The organism is Vibrio furnissii CIP 102972 (assembly GCF_000176175.1).
Classification (GTDB): Bacteria; Pseudomonadota; Gammaproteobacteria; order Enterobacterales; family Vibrionaceae; genus Vibrio; species Vibrio furnissii.
Genome location: NZ_ACZP01000013.1, coordinates 110,089 through 128,293 on the forward strand (window position 1 = coordinate 110,089; position 18,205 = coordinate 128,293).

16 protein-coding genes are annotated in these 18,205 nt (G+C 53.3%); 8 read left to right on the plus strand and 8 right to left on the minus strand.

What is annotated here, in order from left to right:
• Positions 1-252 precede the first annotated feature (252 nt).
• The 7 genes from VFA_RS04625 to VFA_RS04655 all read left to right on the plus strand — a co-directional run bounded on the left by VFA_RS04625 (position 253) and on the right by VFA_RS04655 (position 4,995).
• Complete coding sequence (locus VFA_RS04625) at positions 253-789, plus strand: YbhB/YbcL family Raf kinase inhibitor-like protein (RefSeq protein WP_004725137.1); 537 nt, start codon at positions 253-255, stop codon at positions 787-789.
• Between the two features lie 17 nt (positions 790-806).
• Positions 807-1,619 (plus strand): helix-turn-helix transcriptional regulator, encoded by an 813-nt coding sequence (locus VFA_RS04630; protein ID WP_004725138.1) that lies wholly within the window; start codon positions 807-809, stop codon positions 1,617-1,619.
• Positions 1,620-1,691: 72 nt separating this feature from the next.
• Positions 1,692-2,141, plus strand: coding sequence for a GNAT family N-acetyltransferase (locus VFA_RS04635; protein WP_004725139.1), 450 nt, complete (start codon positions 1,692-1,694; stop codon positions 2,139-2,141).
• Positions 2,142-2,171: 30 nt separating this feature from the next.
• Positions 2,172-2,528 carry a hypothetical protein gene (locus tag VFA_RS04640; RefSeq protein ID WP_004725140.1) on the plus strand — a complete coding sequence of 119 codons (357 nt, stop codon included), beginning with the start codon at positions 2,172-2,174 and terminating at the stop codon, positions 2,526-2,528.
• The gene (locus VFA_RS04645) at positions 2,528-3,130 is read left to right on the plus strand and encodes a class I SAM-dependent methyltransferase (protein WP_038150954.1); all 603 of its coding nucleotides are present in this window, start codon (positions 2,528-2,530) and stop codon (positions 3,128-3,130) included. Before VFA_RS04640 ends, VFA_RS04645 begins: the two co-directional genes overlap by 1 nt.
• A gap of 59 nt (positions 3,131-3,189) precedes the next feature.
• Positions 3,190-3,543 carry a tRNA-binding protein gene (locus VFA_RS04650; RefSeq protein ID WP_004725142.1) on the plus strand — a complete coding sequence of 118 codons (354 nt, stop codon included), beginning with the start codon at positions 3,190-3,192 and terminating at the stop codon, positions 3,541-3,543.
• A gap of 240 nt (positions 3,544-3,783) precedes the next feature.
• Complete coding sequence (locus tag VFA_RS04655) at positions 3,784-4,995, plus strand: MFS transporter (protein WP_004725143.1); 1,212 nt, start codon at positions 3,784-3,786, stop codon at positions 4,993-4,995.
• 87 nt (positions 4,996-5,082) lie between these two features.
• Here the strand turns inward: VFA_RS04655 and copI are convergent, their stop codons facing one another.
• The 6 genes from copI to VFA_RS04680 all read right to left on the minus strand — a co-directional run bounded on the left by copI (position 5,083) and on the right by VFA_RS04680 (position 13,718).
• Complete coding sequence (copI, locus tag VFA_RS04660; RefSeq protein ID WP_004725144.1) at positions 5,083-5,631, minus strand: copper-resistant cuproprotein CopI; 549 nt, start codon at positions 5,629-5,631, stop codon at positions 5,083-5,085.
• A 3-nt stretch (positions 5,632-5,634) separates the two neighbouring features.
• The gene (locus VFA_RS04665; RefSeq protein WP_004725145.1) at positions 5,635-8,778 is read right to left on the minus strand and encodes an efflux RND transporter permease subunit; all 3,144 of its coding nucleotides are present in this window, start codon (positions 8,776-8,778) and stop codon (positions 5,635-5,637) included.
• On the minus strand, positions 8,775-10,493 hold the full coding sequence (locus VFA_RS04670; protein ID WP_004725146.1) for an efflux RND transporter periplasmic adaptor subunit: 1,719 nt from the start codon (positions 10,491-10,493) through the stop codon (positions 8,775-8,777). The genes VFA_RS04665 and VFA_RS04670 overlap by 4 nt, the downstream gene beginning before the upstream one ends.
• A gap of 9 nt (positions 10,494-10,502) precedes the next feature.
• Positions 10,503-11,885 carry a TolC family protein gene (locus VFA_RS04675; protein WP_004725147.1) on the minus strand — a complete coding sequence of 461 codons (1,383 nt, stop codon included), beginning with the start codon at positions 11,883-11,885 and terminating at the stop codon, positions 10,503-10,505.
• Positions 11,886-11,978: 93 nt separating this feature from the next.
• Complete coding sequence (locus tag VFA_RS23770) at positions 11,979-12,344, minus strand: hypothetical protein (protein ID WP_153811102.1); 366 nt, start codon at positions 12,342-12,344, stop codon at positions 11,979-11,981.
• A 258-nt stretch (positions 12,345-12,602) separates the two neighbouring features.
• Positions 12,603-13,718 carry a glycosyltransferase family 9 protein gene (locus VFA_RS04680; protein ID WP_004725151.1) on the minus strand — a complete coding sequence of 372 codons (1,116 nt, stop codon included), beginning with the start codon at positions 13,716-13,718 and terminating at the stop codon, positions 12,603-12,605.
• Between the two features lie 409 nt (positions 13,719-14,127).
• Between VFA_RS04680 and VFA_RS04685 the strand changes: the two genes are divergently transcribed.
• On the plus strand, positions 14,128-15,750 hold the full coding sequence (locus tag VFA_RS04685) for a DEAD/DEAH box helicase (protein WP_004725152.1): 1,623 nt from the start codon (positions 14,128-14,130) through the stop codon (positions 15,748-15,750).
• A gap of 122 nt (positions 15,751-15,872) precedes the next feature.
• On the opposite strand, the gene VFA_RS04690 is transcribed toward VFA_RS04685, so the two are convergent.
• Both VFA_RS04690 and VFA_RS04695 read right to left on the minus strand, forming a co-directional pair.
• The gene (locus VFA_RS04690; protein WP_038150957.1) at positions 15,873-17,828 is read right to left on the minus strand and encodes an LTA synthase family protein; all 1,956 of its coding nucleotides are present in this window, start codon (positions 17,826-17,828) and stop codon (positions 15,873-15,875) included.
• On the minus strand, positions 17,816-18,190 hold the full coding sequence (locus VFA_RS04695; protein WP_004725154.1) for a diacylglycerol kinase: 375 nt from the start codon (positions 18,188-18,190) through the stop codon (positions 17,816-17,818). Before VFA_RS04695 ends, VFA_RS04690 begins: the two co-directional genes overlap by 13 nt.
• Positions 18,191-18,205 lie beyond the last annotated feature (15 nt).

Consider the following 18,205-nt stretch of genomic DNA (forward strand, 5'->3'; position numbering starts at 1 on the left):
CGGTTCGTTGACCGGCACTGGGCGCACCAGCGTAGCTTCCCGCTAGACGCGATCGTGGATTGTCTGCCGAAACTGATGGAAGCGGCGTCAAGGGGCTGGGGTTGCGGTGCGATGAATTCCTTATTGATCTCTCCATATCATTTAGCATTAAGTATCAAATATTGCTGATTGTTATGTTTGTTTGATACTTTTAGGTCGGCAATCGTCGTGATGCATGCTTACACTGAATCAGACCAACGAAGGAGAACAGCAATGAAATTTTTCATCAATAGCATCATGACCGTCAGCCTACTGGCCGCGGGTTCCGCGCAGGCCTTTCAATTGACCAGCAACGACATTCAGGAAGGTCACCCGATGGCGAAGACCTTTGAGTACGCCGGGTGGGGATGTGACGGCGGTAACCTGTCACCCCAACTGATGTGGAAAGATGCGCCAGCAGGCACCAAAAGCTTTGCCATCACAGCGTATGACCCGGATGCACCGACAGAAAGCGGCTTCTGGCACTGGATTGCGTTTGATATTCCGGCATCGGTGAATGCCGTGCCGCGCGGTGCCAATATCGCAAAACTGGGTGGCAAAGAAGCGCGTATCGATTATGGCGTCGCAAGCTTTGGTGGCGCTTGTCCGCCAGTCAACGACGGCATGCACCGTTATCAATTTACCGTTTGGGCGCTGCCGCAAGCATCACTGCAATTGGATGCCAACACGCCGCCAGCTGTGTTTGGTTTTACCCTCAACAGCATGGCGCTGGGCAAAGCCAGACTGACCGCCACATATACGCGTCAATAAATTTTGCGAGGGAATGGATGAATCATCAGTATCAAGTCACCGTATTTCGTGCCGGACAGCAGCAACCGCTGCGGAATGTTCGCATCCATTCCCCGAGTCTTATTCAGATCACGGCAGGCAGTAAACGACTCTTTTGGCAGGATGAAACGAGTGAACTGAGCGCGACTCAGGTCTTGCTGTGCAGTTCAGGTATGTCGCTGAGTTTTGAAAACATGCCACACAAAGGGCGGTTTTCATCGCGCATGTTCAGTTTTTTCTGCGCGCCGCCGCCCGCCATGCTTGAATTGAGTCTGCGCAATGCCGAGCAAGGCACCTCGTTCATGCTTTTCCACGATGCTGCATTGCGCGACACGCTCAATGCGCTCTATGCGTTTGACCGCCAAACACTGAGCGCCGAAACCCAGCAATATTGGGTGCTGGGTGTGTATCAGCAACTGGCGGAGCGCGGCGCTTTGCATCACCTCTTTGCCTCGTCGCAAGATTCGCTGACTCAAAAACTCAGTCGCTATTTGTCGCATTCGCCCAGCAACGACCACCTGCTGGATGACGTGGCCCGCCACTTTGCGATGAGTCGCGCTACCATGATTCGAAAACTGCGCCAAGAGGGCGTTCAGTATCGTGAAGTGCTGGCTGAAGTGCGTTTGAATCACGCCCTTCGTTTAATACAAGAAGGGCACAACAACGTCGCAATGATCGCAAGCCTGTGTGGGTATCAGTCGGAAGGCCGCTTTAGCCAGCGCTTTAAAGATAAGTTTGGTATTTCGCCCAAAGGGTATGTCAAAACACTTGATGGCCATGAAACGAGTGCCGTCTCCAGCCGATTGCAGTAAAGTGTGAGATTCACGCCGCTGCATATGCTCGCGGTTGGGCACTTTTCCTGTCGACCATTGACTTGAGGCCACATGCATTACTTACGTGTTGAACCTGATGACATTCCGATGTCACTGCTGTTGGAAGCCGATCCGTCGCCGCAAAACATCGCAACGTATTTGCAGGACGCGTGGTGTTTTGCCGTCACGCACCACGGCGCCGTGATTGGCGCGTGCGTGGTGAAAGCGCTGGATGAGACCACCGCTGAGATTTTCAATGTGTCGGTCGCTGCGCCATTTCAGCAGCAGGGAATCGGTTCTGAACTGCTGCGGTTTGCGTTGCATGAGCTGAAAAATAGCAACGTGCAGCGTGTTGAGCTAGGCACGGGCACTTTTGGCTATCAACTGACCTATTATCAACGGCTCGGTTTTCGGGTGGATGGCGTGCTCAAAGATCACTTTCTCAAGCACTATCCGGAGCCGATTTTCGAACAGGGCATTCAGCATCAAGACATGCTGCGTTTGTCCTTGAATTTAAACTGATCTTGCGCGATTTCAACTGGAGAACAAAACGTGATTTTTACTCCCCCATCTCAACCGATTGAACATGGCCGGGCGCTGTGCGACGCGCTGAAAGATTTCCTCATCGCCAACAAAAGCACCTTTCAGGACAAGTTGATCCCTGATCTCTCCTACATCGATGATATGGCGCACAACGTCAACGGCATCGAGATTCAGTCGGTGCATCATTTGGCGGAGAACCGCTATCAAATCGAATACAGCTACGATTGGGAACTGTTTTTGGGGTGTTCGGATATCAATCAGTCCGGCATCGGCCACGACCACATTCGCTTTACCCTCAGCCCCGAAGGCAACATCAACATGGAATACCTGTTCCCTGATGAACTCGACACTAGCGACGAACTGTGATGGAAGACAACACTAAGATTTGGCGAGAATATTACGAACAGGCTATTTCACGTCCGCATCTCCGGCGAACAGAGTTGGCGGTCAAACTTAATCAATCCCGCGCGCGTGTTGCGGTGGATTGTGGTTGCGGCACCGGGAGCGATATCCAGTATCTGGCGCAGCAGGGATATCAAGTGCACGGATTCGATGTGAATGCCGATGCGACAGCGCTATGTAAAGCAAGGTTTGCGGCGAATGCGTTGGTTGAGATTGAGCAGGCCGCTTTTGAGTCTTTCGACTACCCCAAAGCGGGCATTGTGATTGCCAACTCCAGTTTGTTCTTTGCCAACCCTGACCAGTTTCAGGAGACCTGGCATAAGATCGAAGCGTGTTTGGAAGCTGGCGGCGTGTTTGCTGGTGATTTCATGGGTGAAAAAGACAGCTGGGCGAACAACTATCGCAGCCCGACGACACCGCTCACCGAGTCGCACGTGACGTCTCTATTTGCCCATTTCGATGTCGTCAGATTCTTTGAACGTGACGAAAGCGCCAAAACCGCATTGGGCAGAATGAAACACTGGCATACGTACTCCGTTGTGGCGGTAAAACGCGCTTTACCGTGAGTAGAACGCGAAACCTCCGACTTTCTAGCCACCATGTCACTTTTGAACGAGGAGAAGAGATGACACCTGCACCGATTAAACCTGAGATCAGCTTTGATGATTTTGCCAAAGTGGACATTCGCGTCGGGCGTATTGTGGAAGTGTTGGACGTTCCAAAGTCCGACAAGTTAATGAAACTGATCGTCGATTTTGGCGATCACACCCGTTCAATATTGGCAGGCATCAAACAGGAAAGGGCCAACCCGAAAGAGATTGAAGGCAAGCAGGCGCTGTTTGTGGTCAATCTGCCCGAGCGCACAATGGCGGGCGAAGTTTCTCAAGGCATGCTGTTTGATATTGGCTACGAAGATCGGCTGACACCGTGCCTCGCCTGCCCGGAATCGGAATTACCCAACGGCGCTAGAGCGGGCTGAGGTCCGTAATTTATTCGGTTATTCTTTCCCAGGTGAACGCCACATCAATGTAGAGTTGTAGTAACTAATCATTCTTTCGATGGGAGCCCTCAGTGATTAGTTTTTTTGACTTGTGAGCGCGTGGTCTCCTTTTGAAGGCCTTGATTCATTAACTTATTGAAATTATTAAGTCAGAGTGGGTAAATCTAACAAATAAATAACATCAGTCAAAATGAAATCGTTGGTGATCTCTTGAAGAATATGCCCCCTCTGATCGAATTCTTTACTAAAATGGCCAGCGCCATATTTACGCTTCTGTTAGGTAAGCTTCTTTACGATCAAACTAATAGTCTTTGGGCGTTTGCGTCAGCATACGGAGGGGAATTCTTAATTGTTACTCTCATCCAATGCTACGCAGGTACGATCTCCGACCGTTATTCACCCTGTCAAATTCTGGTAATTATTAACGTCATCAGTTTCGTTGCCTTTATATCTCTGTCAATGACTTATAGTGCTGACTCAACCTTTTATCTTTTGATAGCAGCAGGCATTGTCTACGTCGCGAGGCCTTTCTATCGAACATCATTGTTTGTACTTGTGAAGGACGTATTTAAAGCCAACGAGTTGAAAATAGTAAACGGGAAGATTGCCGCGTCTTCGCAACTGGGACAAATCGTCGGATTATCGATGACGGGAGTCATGCTGTCTTGGTATTCCGAATCTGCGGTGTTGTACTTTATGGCAGCGATTTATGGCGTATGCTTATTGGCCAGTTTGCTGATTAAGTCCAAATATGCACACCAAAATCATGCGGAAGTGACGCAGAAAACTGCGCTAAGTTGGCGTGATTTCATCAATTTTACGTATGGTAATCGTGCATTTCTCATTAGGTTGTTAAGTAGTTTTTCTATTGCGGTATCACTGGGTGGCTTTTATGTTTTGTTGGCTCCGTTGGTAGCAAACAAGTTCGCAAATGATACACAGTGGTTGTCTTGGTTGAGTGTGAGTTATGCCGCAGGTGCAATTGCCTCTGGAACGCTAATGAAGAATTTTAAATCCATGTTGAATAAGCAGTCCTCCGATACCGCGCTGTTAATTAATCAATGTGTATCTGCACTGGCTTTTCTTGCATTTGCTTTGTTTGATCAGCTTTCCTGGCTACCTATTTTGATGTTTTGTTTTGGAGTAACGACAACACTGGCTGCCGTGAGTTTGGCTGCGTATCTACAAGAAATGACACTAGATGGCATCGCAGGCAGAACCGCAGCGATTCAAAATATCATCATTGCCTTTGGTAATGCATTTGCCGCGTTTTACTGCTCATGCCTTTTCGAATGGTCCTTCGAATCAGCGGCCATTGGGTTAGCTTTTCTGTTGCTATTGGTCAGTATGGTATTTCTGGTTGTGTTCGCCAAACATCCGATTATTTCCAATCTGCAGACGACAGAAATCTTAGAGAGTGGCCGAAATTAAGATATCTGCTTGATTCAATTTCTATTGGAAAGACGAGTTAAAAGAAGCCGCAGTATGCGGCTTCTTTGTTTCCACTGGCCTGTAAATTTACAGCGTCACTTTTTTCACCATGCCCGCTTCGGCGTGACCGGGAATGTTGCAGGCGAACTCGACGTGGTTATCACCTTGGAAATGCCAGGTCAATTGCTTGGCCTTGCCCGGTTGCACGGTCACCGTACTGCCGGAATCATGCATGTGTTGGCCACTCATGGTGCGCATCATGTCGCGATGGGCCAGTTGTTCTTTGGCAGAGCCGATGGAGAATTCATGGTCGATTTTGCCGGTATTCATCACCACAAATTGCACCACGTCATTGGGCTCGATCGTGACCTCTTTTTTGAAGGTGATTTTCATGTCATCAGAGAGCATCACATACACCACTTTGCTCGGTTTAGAGCCGGCGGCTGGCATGCCAACGTCCGACATCTCGCCCATGTTCATCATGCCAGCTGGGTTCGACATGCCGTCATGCGACATTGAGTCGGTTGCCATCATGCTGTGATCCATGCCGGATTGCTGGCTGTCGCCGTGCGTCATGTCGGCTAGCGCCAATGGGGAAGTGAGGCTTAGTGCCAAAGCCAATACAGTGATTTTCATGAGTTATTCCTTTTCAGTGGTTGGTGTGGGTTGTGTTTCACGCTGTTTCCACAGCTTAAAAATGGCGGGCAGTACCAGCAGCGTCAGCAGCAATGCCGATGCCATGCCGCCAATCATGGGCGCGGCGATGCGCTGCATCACTTCAGAACCGGTGCCCTCGCCGTACATAATCGGAATGAGGCCGATGATGACAGTTATCACGGTCATCATGACCGGGCGCACGCGCAGCCCAGCGCCTTCGCGAATGGCGTCGTTGAGGTCTTGCCGTGTCAGGTTTGTTTGGCGTTCTTGAGCCTTGAGTTTGGTGTAATGCCAAGCTTGATTGAGGTACACCAGCATGATGACGCCAATCTCGACCGCGACACCAGCCAGCGCAATAAAGCCCACGCCGACGGCGATCGACAGGTGATAGTCGAGCGAATACATCAGCCATAAGCCGCCGACCATCGCCAGCGGCAAGGTAGCCATGATGATCAGCACTTCTCCCACACGGCGGAAGCTGAAGTAGAGCAGCAGCATGATGATGGTGAGCGTGATGGGCACCACTACACTGAGGCGATCTTTGGCGCGCTCCATGTATTCATATTGCCCTGACCACGTCAGTGAGTACCCCGCTGGCAATTTGAGTTGATCGGCCACCACGCGCTGTGCTTCGGCCACGTAGGAGCCAAGATCGCGCCCGTCGATGTCGACAAACACCCAGCCATTGGGGCGAGCATTTTCGGTTTTGATCATTGGCGGGCCATCTTCGTAACGCACGTCGGCCACATCGGCGAGCGCAATGCGAGCGCCGTTGGGCGTCACCAAGGGCAGGTTTTGCAGTTTGACCACGGAATCGCGGTAATCCTGCGGGTAGCGCACGTTGATCGGGTAACGTTCCAGACCTTCAATCGTCTCGCCGACATTCATGCCACCGACCGCAGTAGCAATCACTTGCTGTACGTCTTTGATGTTCAGCCCGTAACGCGCGGCGGCGCGGCGTTTGATATCGACCGTGACATAACGGCCGCCAGCCACACGTTCGGCATACACCGACGAAGTGCCCTGAATGTGGTTCAAAATCGGCTCCAGCTCAGCGCCGATGCGTTCGATGGTCGCCAGCTCAGGCCCGACGATTTTGATGCCAATCGGGGTTTTGATCCCGGTCGCCAGCATGTCGATGCGGGTTTTGATCGGCATCACCCACGCATTGGTGAGGCCGGGGAACTGCACCAGACTGTCGAACTCTTTACGCAGCGATGCTAGGGTGACGCCCTCACGCCATTCGCTGCGTGGTTTCAGTTGGATCACGGTCTCGATCATGGTCAGCGGTGCGGGATCTGTTGCAGTTTCGGCGCGGCCGATTTTGCCCCACACGGTGTTCACCTCCGGCACGGTTTTGATCAGCTTGTTGGTTTGCTGCAACAGCTCGCGCGCTTTCCCAATCGAGATGCCCGGATAAGTGGTCGGCATGTACATCAAATCGCCTTCATCCAGTGGTGGAATGAACTCGCTGCCGAGTTGGCTGGTCGGGTAGTAGGCGGATGCCATCAACGCTACCGCTACCGCAATCACGGTTTTGGGGTAACGCAGGCTGAGGTTGAGCAGCGGGCGGTACAAGCTCACTAAGGCCTTGTTCACCGGGTTTTTGTGCTCGGGCAGTATGTTCCCGCGAATGAAATAGCCCATCAGCACCGGCACCAGCGTGATGGCAAGCCCCGCCGACGCCGCCATGGCGTAAGTTTTGGTGAAGGCGAGCGGCGAGAACATCTTGCCTTCCTGACCTTCCAGCGCAAACACTGGCACAAAGCTGAGGGTGATGATGATCAGCGAGAAGAATAGCGGTGGGCCGACTTCTTGCGCCGCATCGCCAATCACTTGCCAGCGGTTTTTATCGGTCAGCGGCGTGCGCTCAATGTGTTTGTGGACGTTTTCGATCATCACAATCGCACCGTCGACCATGGCGCCAATGGCAATCGCGATACCGCCAAGCGACATGATGTTGGCATTGATGCCTTGCCAGTGCATGACGATAAACGCCGACAGAATGCCGACGGGCAGGCTGAGCGCAATCACCAGTGATGACCGCATATGGAACAGGAACAGCGCGCAGACGATGGCGACCACGATGAACTCTTCCGCCAGCTTCTTCCATAGGTTCTCGACCGCAGAATTGATCAGTGTGGAGCGATCGTAAGTCGGTACAATTTCCACCCCGCTGGGCAAACTGCCTTGCAGGCTGTCCAACTTGGCTTTGACGTTAGCAATCACTTGGCTGGCGTTCTCGCCATAGCGCATCACGATGACGCCGCCGACAGCTTCCCCTTCACCATTGAGTTCCGAAATCCCGCGGCGCATTTGTGGCCCCAAGGTAATGTCGGCAATATCGCCCAACAGCAGCGGCGTGCCTTTGCTGGCCACTTTGAGCGGCAGCGATTGAATGTCTTCAATCCCGGTCAGGTAACCGGTGGTGCGCACCATGTGCTCGGCTTCGGCCACTTCGATCACTGAGGCGCCCGTTTCCTGATTGCCATTTTGAATGGCGGCGTTGACCTGTTGTAGCGTCAGGTTGTAGGCACGCAGTTTGGCGGGATCGATCTGGATCTGATACTGCTTGACCATGCCGCCCACCGTCGCAACTTCCGACACCCCAGCCACGGTTTGCAGCTCGTATTTAAGGAACCAGTCTTGCAGGCTGCGTAGCTGCGCGAGATCGTGTTGCCCGGTTTTGTCTTGCAGCACGTAACTGTAGACCCAACCCACACCTGTGGCGTCGGGGCCGAGCGTCGGCTTGGCGTTGGCAGGCAGTTTGGGCGCTACTTGGCTGAGATATTCGAGGACCCGCGAACGCGCCCAGTACATATCAGTTTTGTCGTTAAAGATGATGTACACGTACGAATCACCAAAGAACGAATAGCCGCGCACCGTCACCGCGCCAGGTACGGCCAGCATCGCAGTTGTGAGCGGGTAGGTGACCTGATCTTCGACTACCTGCGGCGCTTGGCCGGGGTAGCTGGTTTTGATGATCACCTGCACATCGGACAGATCGGGAATCGCGTCGACCGGCGTTTGCTTCACGCTGAACAGGCCACCTGCGATGAGCGCAATCGTCGCAACCAACACCAGAAAGCGGTTGTGCAGCGACCAGCGAATGATGGCGTTGATCATGATTGACCTCCGCGGCGTTCAATCGCTTTCAGCACATAGTCGGTGCCATTTTTCTGCACTAGAAACCGAACCGGCTGACCTTCCTTCAGCCCGCTGAGGTCAACGTCATCACCGACACTGAAATTCATTTCGCCTGCATCCCAGCGCCACTCGGCGACCGGCAAGTGTTTGAGGGTGATCATGCCAAAATCGGCCATCAGCATGCTGATGTCACCGGTCAGCCACAGCTCGCCGGGAATGACGTTGTCACCGATGCGGTAATCGACCACTTGATATTGGCCGTCATCGCCTTTTTTGAGCGCGAACTCAATCGCCTGTCCGCGCTTGAACGGTGCCACGTTGATGTTGTTGGCGAGGGTAAAGTTCATCGTCATGCCCGGCCAGTTCAGTTCCGCGACAGGCTGGTGGCTGATGGTCAGCATGCGTGTTTTGTCCATCACATCGGTCACTTCACCTTTGGCCCAAATCGCTTCACTGGCGGCTTGCAGGCCATCGATGCGCGACAAGTCGGCCGTTTGGCTTGATTCTGAATCGAGCAGGAAGTGCGCTGAAGTGACCACGCGGCTTTGTTCATTGAGTCCGTGGCGCACCTCAATGCGATCGCCCGCTTCACGGCCCACGTCAATGCGCGCTGAGCGATACTGGCCGTTGCCTTCGGAAAGCACCACGCGGCTCATGCCACCTGAATGGATCACCGCTGACTTGGGAATGGTTAATACCGCATCTTCCGTGACCGGTCGCAGTGAGATGTTGGCGAACATGTTGGGTTTGAGTTCGCCCTGCGGGTTCGGGAATTTTAAACGCATGCGCAGGGTGCGGGTTTGCGGGTCGAGAATCGGGTAGACGTAATCGACTTCGCCCTGCCATTCGCGGCCCGGCATCGCATCGAGCGTCATCATCGCTTTACTGCCCGCGGTCACCCAGTGTGACTGGCGCTCAAACACTTCGGCATCGACCCAAACATTATCCAGCGGACCGGCACTGATCACCGCTTGTGCCGGAGAGAGATAACCGCCTTCACGAATATTCAGGCTGGCGATGATGCCATCGGCTTTGGCTTTGATGTCGACGGACGACGAGGCTTTGCCGCGTTTAAGGATGGCCTGAATCTGCGCGCGGTCGACGCCGAGTGTCACTAGACGCTCGGTTGCCCCTTTCACGAGCGCGCTGCGTCCGGTGCGATAGGCGTTGAGCAACTCTTCCTGCGCTTTCACTAATTCGGGCGAGTAGAGGGTGAACAGCACGTCATCCTTACGCACGCGATCGCCGACCGCGTTGACGTAGAGCTTCTCGACCCAGCCTGCCACGCGCACGTTGGTTTGCCATAAACGGCTCTCATCAAAGGCGATGTAGCCCACGGTTTCAATGCTGGGTGACAGCGGCTCGCGCACAGCTTGTGCGGTTTTGACGCCCAGGTTGTTTTCGACCGACGGGTCGATGGTGACCGTGCCGGGTTTCTGGCACGCGGCTTCTTCGGCATACACCGGAATCAAATCCATCCCCATTGGTGACTTGCCCGGTTTATCGCGTTTGTAGTTCGGGTCCATGGGCGCAACCCAATACAGCGGTTCTTTGCTGCCTTCACTGGCGGCGCTGTTCATGGTGTTGTTCATGGCGTTATGTTCGGCGTTCATGCCCGTGAGATACGTTTGGGCGCCCACGCCCAGAGCTGCGCCGATGGCCAGCGCGATGATTGCAATATGACTGTTTTTCATGATTTGACCTTATTCCTGCTCGGCGGTTGACGTGGAGAGCTGCGGCGGACTGACGTGGTATTCGTAACTGCTGAGTAGCGCCGCGAGGTTGTTGTTGACCAGATTGCGATCGGTGAGCAGGCGCTGATACTCGAGTTGCAACGCCAATTCATCCGTACTGGCCGAAATCACGTCGTTAAACTGCGCGGTATTGTTCTGATAGCCGCGCTCGGTGGCCTGAACACGCGCCTTAGCTTGCGGTAGTAAGGTCGAGTTGAAACGCGCCAAACGCTGAGCGAGGTTGTCGCGATCAACGCGCAGCGCGTTCACTTTGGCGTTCATCTGACGGAGTAAGGTGTCTCTTTGCGATTGGGCTGCACCGACCTGATACTGAGCGGCCGCGAGGTTGCGGTCTTGGCGGTTGCCAGTGAACAGCGGAATATCCAGGGTCAGATAGGCACTGACCAAGTCCGATGCAGGCTCACCGCGCATGTTATTGGCTTGGCGATAGGCATACATCACTTCCACCCCAAACTGCGGCGAGTAAGCTTCGCGCGCAATATCCACCTGAGTGCGACCGGCTTCAATCGATGAATCTGCCATGCGCACCGCAGGGTGACGGCTCAGATCGCTGTAATAAGCGTTGTTGGTCGACGGGGGAGTGAGGGTTTGCTCCAGCTTAGACCACGGCAACTGGTTCGATGCCTGAAGGCGATGGGCTGAAAGCAGCCAGTCTGAACCGAGCCATTCGGAGAGCTGAGCGGTCAGGCGCAGCTGCATCTGCGCGTTAGCCTGTAACTTCTCGTCCAGGCGCGAGACCTGCAGCTGCGCATTGAGCAGATCCTGCGCTTCGCTTTTGCCAATCGCGTAATTGGTTTGAATGAAATTGACCATCTCATTCATCAGGCTGCGATTTTCCAGCAGAATGGTTTGCGCCACCTGCTGATAGCCCAGTTCAAGCCACAATTGGGTCAGCGCGTTGGCGACGTCTAGCTCGCGACCGACGACCTGAAGGTCGACGCCTTGTGCCTGTTGCGTGGCTTTTTTGTTTTGCAGATCGAGCGTGTCACCCCGCTCAAACTGCTGCATCAGGCCAACGGAAATGTTGGTCATCGCATCTTCATCGAACTTGAAGCTGTCGACGGGCAGACCGGTGACGCCTATTTTGAGTTTGGGATCCATTAAGGTCGCACTGGCACGACCGGTTTCGCGCATCGCTTGCGCTTGTGCGTAATACTGACGACGAATACCGTCGTTCGACAGCGCCGTCTCAATCAATTGAGACAGCGTTTGTGCTGACTGAGGTGATGGGCTGGCAGGCGAGGTTTCACTCGCCATCGCCATCGTGTACACCCAAGCCGCAGCGCTGACAGACAGCGCCAAAAGGCATGGTTTTAATTTCACGTTGTTCATCCACAACTGAGCGCGTAACGCGCACGAAAACTTCTCCGCCTGTTACCTGTTCACAGGGAGTAGGGGCGGAAGCCGAGATTCGAGAGTTGGGATTTAAGCGCTGGGGGGCCGGTAAAGCGTTTGTGTGCGGTGAATGACATCACCGGCACTGATGACGTGGTATTGGGTTTGCGTGCTGATCCGCGATGGGATTGGCGCAAGACATGCCATCAATGCCAACGTGTTGGTGCAGGTGGTATCGCAGCAACTGTGCTTCATGTCATGACTGACATCGCATGAGGGGCTGGCGTGGGCATGTTGGGCGTGGGGTTGCTTTGCGTTTGAGTTATCGGTGCAATTTGCGCTGACGCGATGGGGCATCGACATCACAGGTGGCATTGCCATGTGCTTGCTGAGGGTCACATTCATGGCGGGCGAACCAGCAACAAAGCCGGACATCAGCAGCGAAGCTAATGCCAACAGTGTGATTCCGAGTGTCGTCATGAAGTTTAAGCGCATGTAAAAAGGGCAATGACATAAAAAGTGCAGCGACTATAAAGCTTCCCCCTAGGGGAAGGTCAAGCCTGTTTCTCAGATGAAGGTATAACGAGGTGGAGATTCTTGACGAAAAAGCAGCGAGGACGGCTGCTTTTTCTCAGGAACATGGTGGGCGGTGATGCTTTGTTCAGATGCATCGTTCAGACACATCGTTCAGACAAACGTATCGTGCAGCCTCCCTTACGCCGCTTGCGGTAGGACTTTGGCAGCTTCTAACCTATGCAATATGGTCGCCGCGTCGATGTGTTCGAGGTCGGTGATATGGAAACAGCGTTCTCCCAGCAAACCGTACACCGCAGGATCGGTGTGGGTATATAGGCCAATGCAACTGGCTCCGGCGGCATCGGCGAGGTGCAGCGGGCCGGTGTCACAACTGATGAAGCCGTCGGCATGGCGCAGGAAGCAGGCCAGTTCACGCAAGCTTTTGCTGCGATAGGTTTGAATATCCCGACACAGCGGCGCTTCAATTTCTGGGCCCATTACTTCGATCCACGTGATCGGTTGGTGATGGGCGCGTTCAAACTGGCGCAAAACGTTCAGCCATTCAACATCGGTTAACTTTTTGTCGCCGCGTGCGCCGCGGAAAAATGCCAGACACAGCGAATCGTCCGGTGCGAGCATGGTTTTGGTTTCCAACCCAGCGTGGCACTCGTCCGTGCTGATGCTCAGTTGATGGCTGTTCCACGGAGAGGCCTGTTGTGCTGATGAGTGAATTTGCGGCAGTAAGCTGAGGTTACACAGTGCAGCGTGGCTATAGGCTTTACGCACAGGGAACGTGTGGGTGAATGCAGCATCGTAACGGCTGGTGGCAGCCACTTTATTACGCGCGCTCATCAAGGCGCACAAAATCGACGATTGCGCCGATGTGCTTGGCGACAGGCAAAGATCAAAGACCTGTTGTCGCAAACCACGCAGCGATGCGATGCATTCCGGCAGGCTGGAAAACGACAGGTTGGCAAACGCGAACGTATCGATGCCCATATGGGCAAAGAGCGTTTGTTGCCATGGTTTGTTGAGCAGTAACGTGATCTTGGCTTGTGGATAGTGGTGCTGAACCTGACGAATGAACGGAATCAAAAATACCGTGTTGCCGACGCGGTCGTTGCTGCGCACAATCAAAATTTGTTTGACGTCGTTGGCCGCGACTAACTCAGGTTGCGCGTCACGGGTGTTTCCGAGTACCGACAGCAGCAGGTTGGCCACGTGGGTCATTTTGTTTTTACGGTAGCGATCGAATTTACGTAAGTAATTTTTGATTCGCAGTTTTGGGTTCTCACCGACCAGTTGCATCATCATTGCCCTCTCTATCTTCGTTTGCCAAACACCGATTGGTCGCCTAGGTCGAATCATCATTCATTCTGATGAGCCGCTTATTCGGATGCTTCGATGCATCTGCCTCGACACATTCGCCTCGATACATTCGCCGTATGACTTCAGTGATATTCATCATAGGGCGCGTGACTTAACATATGCTTAAGATGACGATGTTTTATGTCGCTGGGATGAATGTGGCGACAATTCGGGGTATGGCGGCGATGTTTTCATTTTTTTGAGTAAAATCAGTCAGCTAAAGCGCATGGCTACGTGGGGCGGCGGGAGTTTGCAATTACTGGTTGAACCCAAGGCTTAAAAGATTCAGAATGCCGGACTTTTGGAGTCGCATTCTGCGACGATCCACCGTTCTATTAACTATTGAGAATCAACTATGGGTTTTACCTCGTTAGGTCTATCTGCGCCAATCCTTCAAGCCATCAAGGAAAAAGGGTACGAAACACCTTCTCCAATTCAGGCACAAGCGATCCCAGCTGTGCTGCAAGGCAAAGATGTGATGGCAGCAGCACAGACCGGAACAGGTAAAACTGCCGGATTTACGCTGCCGATTCTGGAGCGTTTAACGGGTGGCCCTCGTGTGCGTGCCAATCAGGTGCGTGCGTTGATTCTGACCCCAACGCGTGAGCTAGCCGCTCAGGTACAAGAGTGCGTATTTACCTACAGCCGTCACCTGCCACTGAGCAGCGCGGTGGTGTTTGGTGGCGTGAAGATCAACCCACAAATGCTGCGTCTGCGAAAAGGTGCCGATGTGCTGGTTGCAACACCAGGTCGTTTGATGGACTTGTACAACCAGAATGCGGTGAAGTTTGATCAACTGGAAGTGCTGGTGCTTGATGAAGCGGACCGCATGTTGGACATGGGCTTTATTCGCGACATTCGTAAGATTCTTGAGCTGCTGCCGAAAAACCGTCAGAACCTGCTGTTCTCCGCCACGTTCTCCGATGAAATTCGTGCGCTGGCCAAAGGCTTAGTGAACGATCCGGTAGAGATCTCGGTGAGCCCAGCGAACTCTACTGCGAAAACGGTCGAGCAGTGTGTTTACCCAGCCGACGTGAAAAAGAAAGCGCCGATGTTGGTGAAACTCATCAAAGACGGCAATTGGCAGCAAGTGCTGGTGTTTACCCGTACCAAACGCGGCGCGAATAAGCTGGCCGCATTTTTGAATGAAGAAGGCATTAAAGCGGCGGCGATTCATGGCAACAAGAGCCAGGGCGCACGTACGACAGCTTTGGCCGAATTTAAATCGGGCGAATTGCGCGTGTTGGTTGCGACCGACATCGCGGCGCGCGGCATCGACATTCCGCAACTGCCTCAAGTGGTGAACTTTGAGCTGCCAAACATCGCGGAAGATTATGTGCACCGCATTGGCCGTACGGGCCGTGCGGGTGAAGCAGGTCGCGCGATCTCTTTGGTGTGTGCCGTAGAAGCGCCGGATCTGTTTGGCATTGAACGTTTGATTCAGCAAGTCTTGCCGCGCGTAGAACTGGACGGCTTTAAGCCGACCAACGCTGTGCCAGAATCAAAACTGGACACTCGCCCAATCAAACCGAAAAAACCGAAGAAACCGAAAAAACCAGCAGTGCAGGGCGAACGCCATGCTCAAGGCGAAAAGCCGGCCTCGCAAGGCCGAAAGCCAAATCAAAACGCGGGCGGTAAGTCTAAGCCATCTCGTCAAGGTGAGGCGCGCCAAGGCCGAGCGCCAGCCAAGAACGATCAGCCTGAGGGGGCGACATCCAAACCGCGCAGCGGCGCTCGCAACGGTAAAGCCAGCGAGCAAAACGCGGGAACAGCGGCGAACAAACCAAAGCGTCATCAACCACGCAACGGCAACAGTGCGAACAAAGGGAACAACGAGAACTCAAACAGCCGCAGCCCAAGCCGTAATAGCCAAAGTCGCAGCAATAGCCAAAACCGCGGCAATGGTCAAAGCCGCAATAGCCAAAATCAAAATGGCGGCGCGCCACGTGCCCGTCAAAATGCAGATGCCAATCGTTAATTGAACGCTTTGCCCACAATAAAAACGCCAGATCGTGATGATCTGGCGTTTTACTATGTGTTGTTGATGAATGTGTCTCGTGGATGAGTCGCGGCTGATGCACCACCGCTCACGCTGAGTGATTAAGGTTTATACCACCCTTTTTGATATGCCATGCTGCCGAAGTTGGCGTAGGCATGCGCTTCTTGTGTCAGCGCGTCATCGCTTTGAGTCGGGGTGAGATTTTCCCCATCCAACAGGAAGGTTTGTGGCGCTTTGTCAGGCTGGAAGACGACCGCTTTACCCGCCTTTAAGTACGCGAAGTTTTTGTCGTATTGCAGCATCGCGCGCGGCTGAGAGGCCGTCAGCGGTTTGGTGAAATCGTTGCCCAGCATAGGATGCTCACCAGAGGCGCCAATCAACGACAGCAGTGTTGGGCCAAGGTCAATCTGGCTTGCCAGACGATCATCCACTTGGTGCGGCACATCATGACCGAAAATCACCGCCGGAATGTGGAAGTGACGTACGGGGACAAGGCTTGCGCCATAAACCCGTGAGTCGTGATCCGCGACGACCACAAAGATGGTGTCTTTCCAGTATTCTGACTGCTTGGCTTTTTTGACAAATTCGCCCAGCGCATAATCCGAGTATTTCGCGGCGTTGTTGCGCGTCTGTTTGTCGCTGTCGTAAGGCGTAATTTTACCGTCTGGATAGTCGTATGGTGAATGGTTCGATGAAGTAAACACCAAGCTAAAGAACGGCTTTCCTTGTTGGTGGAGTTCAGTAAATTCTTTGTTGGCTTGATCATACAGATCTTCATCCGATGCGCCCCAAGAGCCGGTAAAATCGACTTTGGCAAAATCGCTGCCTTGAACGATATCTTGGAAACCGTTGCCAAGGAAGAAGGTCTTCATGTTGTCGAAGTGCGCTTCACCGCCGTAAATAAACTGGGTACGATACCCTTGATTGCCAAGGAAGCTCGCCAGTGTGAAGAAGTTCTGTTGTGATTTACCCAGTTTGACCACCGCACGTGCTGGCGTTGGCGTAAAGCCGGTGACCACCGCTTCAATCCCGCGCACCGAACGTGTTCCCGTGGCGTATAGCCGCGTGAAGTTCCAGCCTTCATCCATGATTTTGTCAAGGTTGGGGGTCAGCGGTAGGCCACCGAGTTTGCCCACATAACGGGCACCCAAGCTCTCTTGCAGCAGAATCACTAAGTTCTTTTTGCGTCCGGGAAAGCTGGTGGTGTGCATGGTTTTTGTCGGCGCACTTGGATCGGCGAAATCCGCCGCGGGGTTTTGCATGGTGCGGTGAATTTCACGCAACAAGGTTTGCTGATCCATCGGGCCGTAGAAGTCGGCGCTCGACATCTCTTTCTGCGCTTGTTTCCACGCAAACGCCACCGAATAGGCGGAGTTAATGCTTAAATCGTTGAGCAGGTGATCGGTTGAAAACGCCACCAACGCCGGGTTAATCGGGCGGTGTTCCAAGGTGCCGCGCGCGCCCAGTACCACCAAACACGTCAGCACCAGTTGCATCGCCAATTGTGGTAACACGGCGCCTTTCACGTCGGCGCTCCACAACGCATCAAAGACTTTACTCAGTAGGCGAGCGGCCAAAAACAGGATGACAAACGTCACCGCAATTTCGGTTTTGTAGCCAGAGGCCAGCATCGAGAACACTTCTTTAGGATAGATCAGGTAGTCGATAAACAGGCGGTTAGGGCGCAGGTCGTATTCAAGGATAAAGGTGGGCGTGATCAGTTCAAAGAACAGAAACAGCAGGCTGCCCGCGACCAAATACACTTTGAGCGGCAGACGAATGTAGCGCGTCGCACGCAGCAGCGTGGCGGCGATGATCAGCAGCAGCGCAGGTGCAAACAGATAACCGACCGACGAGATATCGATTCGCAGGCCGCCGATAAAAATCTGGCCAAAATCGGTGGTCGAAAACACGCGCTCGCTTTGCCACACCGAGAGCATCAGACGTGACAAACTCAGCAGCAGCAAATCAATCAAAACAAAGCACAACAATGGCAGCAGTGCACCCAACTTAAATTTGGCGCGCTCGCCAGTGAACGCAGAAATTAGTGTAGCCATAATACGGTACCCCAAACAGCCAATGAACATCCCATGGCCAAAAGAACCAGCGCCGACCCGATATTCTTCGCAACGCCAGACAGTGTGTGATATTCCAAACCGATACGATCCACCACGGCTTCGATGGCGGTGTTGACCATCTCAGCAAATAACACGAACACCATGCTTAACATCACCAGTAAGGTATGCATGGCGGGTAGATCCAACCAAAACGCGAACACGGTCAGTGGCACGAAGAGCATCAGCTCTTGTTGAAACGCGGCTTCGTGCTTACACAGCCACTTGAATCCGTTAAAACTGTGGACAAAGGTATAAACAATCCGGTGCACCCCGGTGCGTTTAATGATGACTTCCTGTTGCATTGAATGAGAACTCTA

Excerpts from the sequence above, each read along its gene's own strand:
- VFA_RS04625 (WP_004725137.1), top strand. The coding sequence starts at position 253 with ATGAAATTTTTCATCAATAGCATCATGACCGTCAGCCTACTGGCCGCG.
- VFA_RS04630 (WP_004725138.1), top strand. The coding sequence starts at position 807 with ATGAATCATCAGTATCAAGTCACCGTATTTCGTGCCGGACAGCAGCAA.
- VFA_RS04635 (WP_004725139.1), top strand. The coding sequence starts at position 1,692 with ATGCATTACTTACGTGTTGAACCTGATGACATTCCGATGTCACTGCTG.
- VFA_RS04645 (WP_038150954.1), top strand. The coding sequence starts at position 2,528 with ATGGAAGACAACACTAAGATTTGGCGAGAATATTACGAACAGGCTATT.
- VFA_RS04650 (WP_004725142.1), top strand. The coding sequence starts at position 3,190 with ATGACACCTGCACCGATTAAACCTGAGATCAGCTTTGATGATTTTGCC.
- VFA_RS04655 (WP_004725143.1), top strand. The coding sequence starts at position 3,784 with ATGCCCCCTCTGATCGAATTCTTTACTAAAATGGCCAGCGCCATATTT.
- copI (WP_004725144.1), bottom strand. The coding sequence starts at position 5,631 with ATGAAAATCACTGTATTGGCTTTGGCACTAAGCCTCACTTCCCCATTG.
- VFA_RS04665 (WP_004725145.1), bottom strand. The coding sequence starts at position 8,778 with ATGATCAACGCCATCATTCGCTGGTCGCTGCACAACCGCTTTCTGGTG.
- VFA_RS04670 (WP_004725146.1), bottom strand. The coding sequence starts at position 10,493 with ATGAAAAACAGTCATATTGCAATCATCGCGCTGGCCATCGGCGCAGCT.
- VFA_RS04675 (WP_004725147.1), bottom strand. The coding sequence starts at position 11,885 with ATGAACAACGTGAAATTAAAACCATGCCTTTTGGCGCTGTCTGTCAGC.
- VFA_RS04680 (WP_004725151.1), bottom strand. The coding sequence starts at position 13,718 with ATGATGATGCAACTGGTCGGTGAGAACCCAAAACTGCGAATCAAAAAT.
- VFA_RS04685 (WP_004725152.1), top strand. The coding sequence starts at position 14,128 with ATGGGTTTTACCTCGTTAGGTCTATCTGCGCCAATCCTTCAAGCCATC.
- VFA_RS04690 (WP_038150957.1), bottom strand. The coding sequence starts at position 17,828 with ATGGCTACACTAATTTCTGCGTTCACTGGCGAGCGCGCCAAATTTAAG.
- VFA_RS04695 (WP_004725154.1), bottom strand. The coding sequence starts at position 18,190 with ATGCAACAGGAAGTCATCATTAAACGCACCGGGGTGCACCGGATTGTT.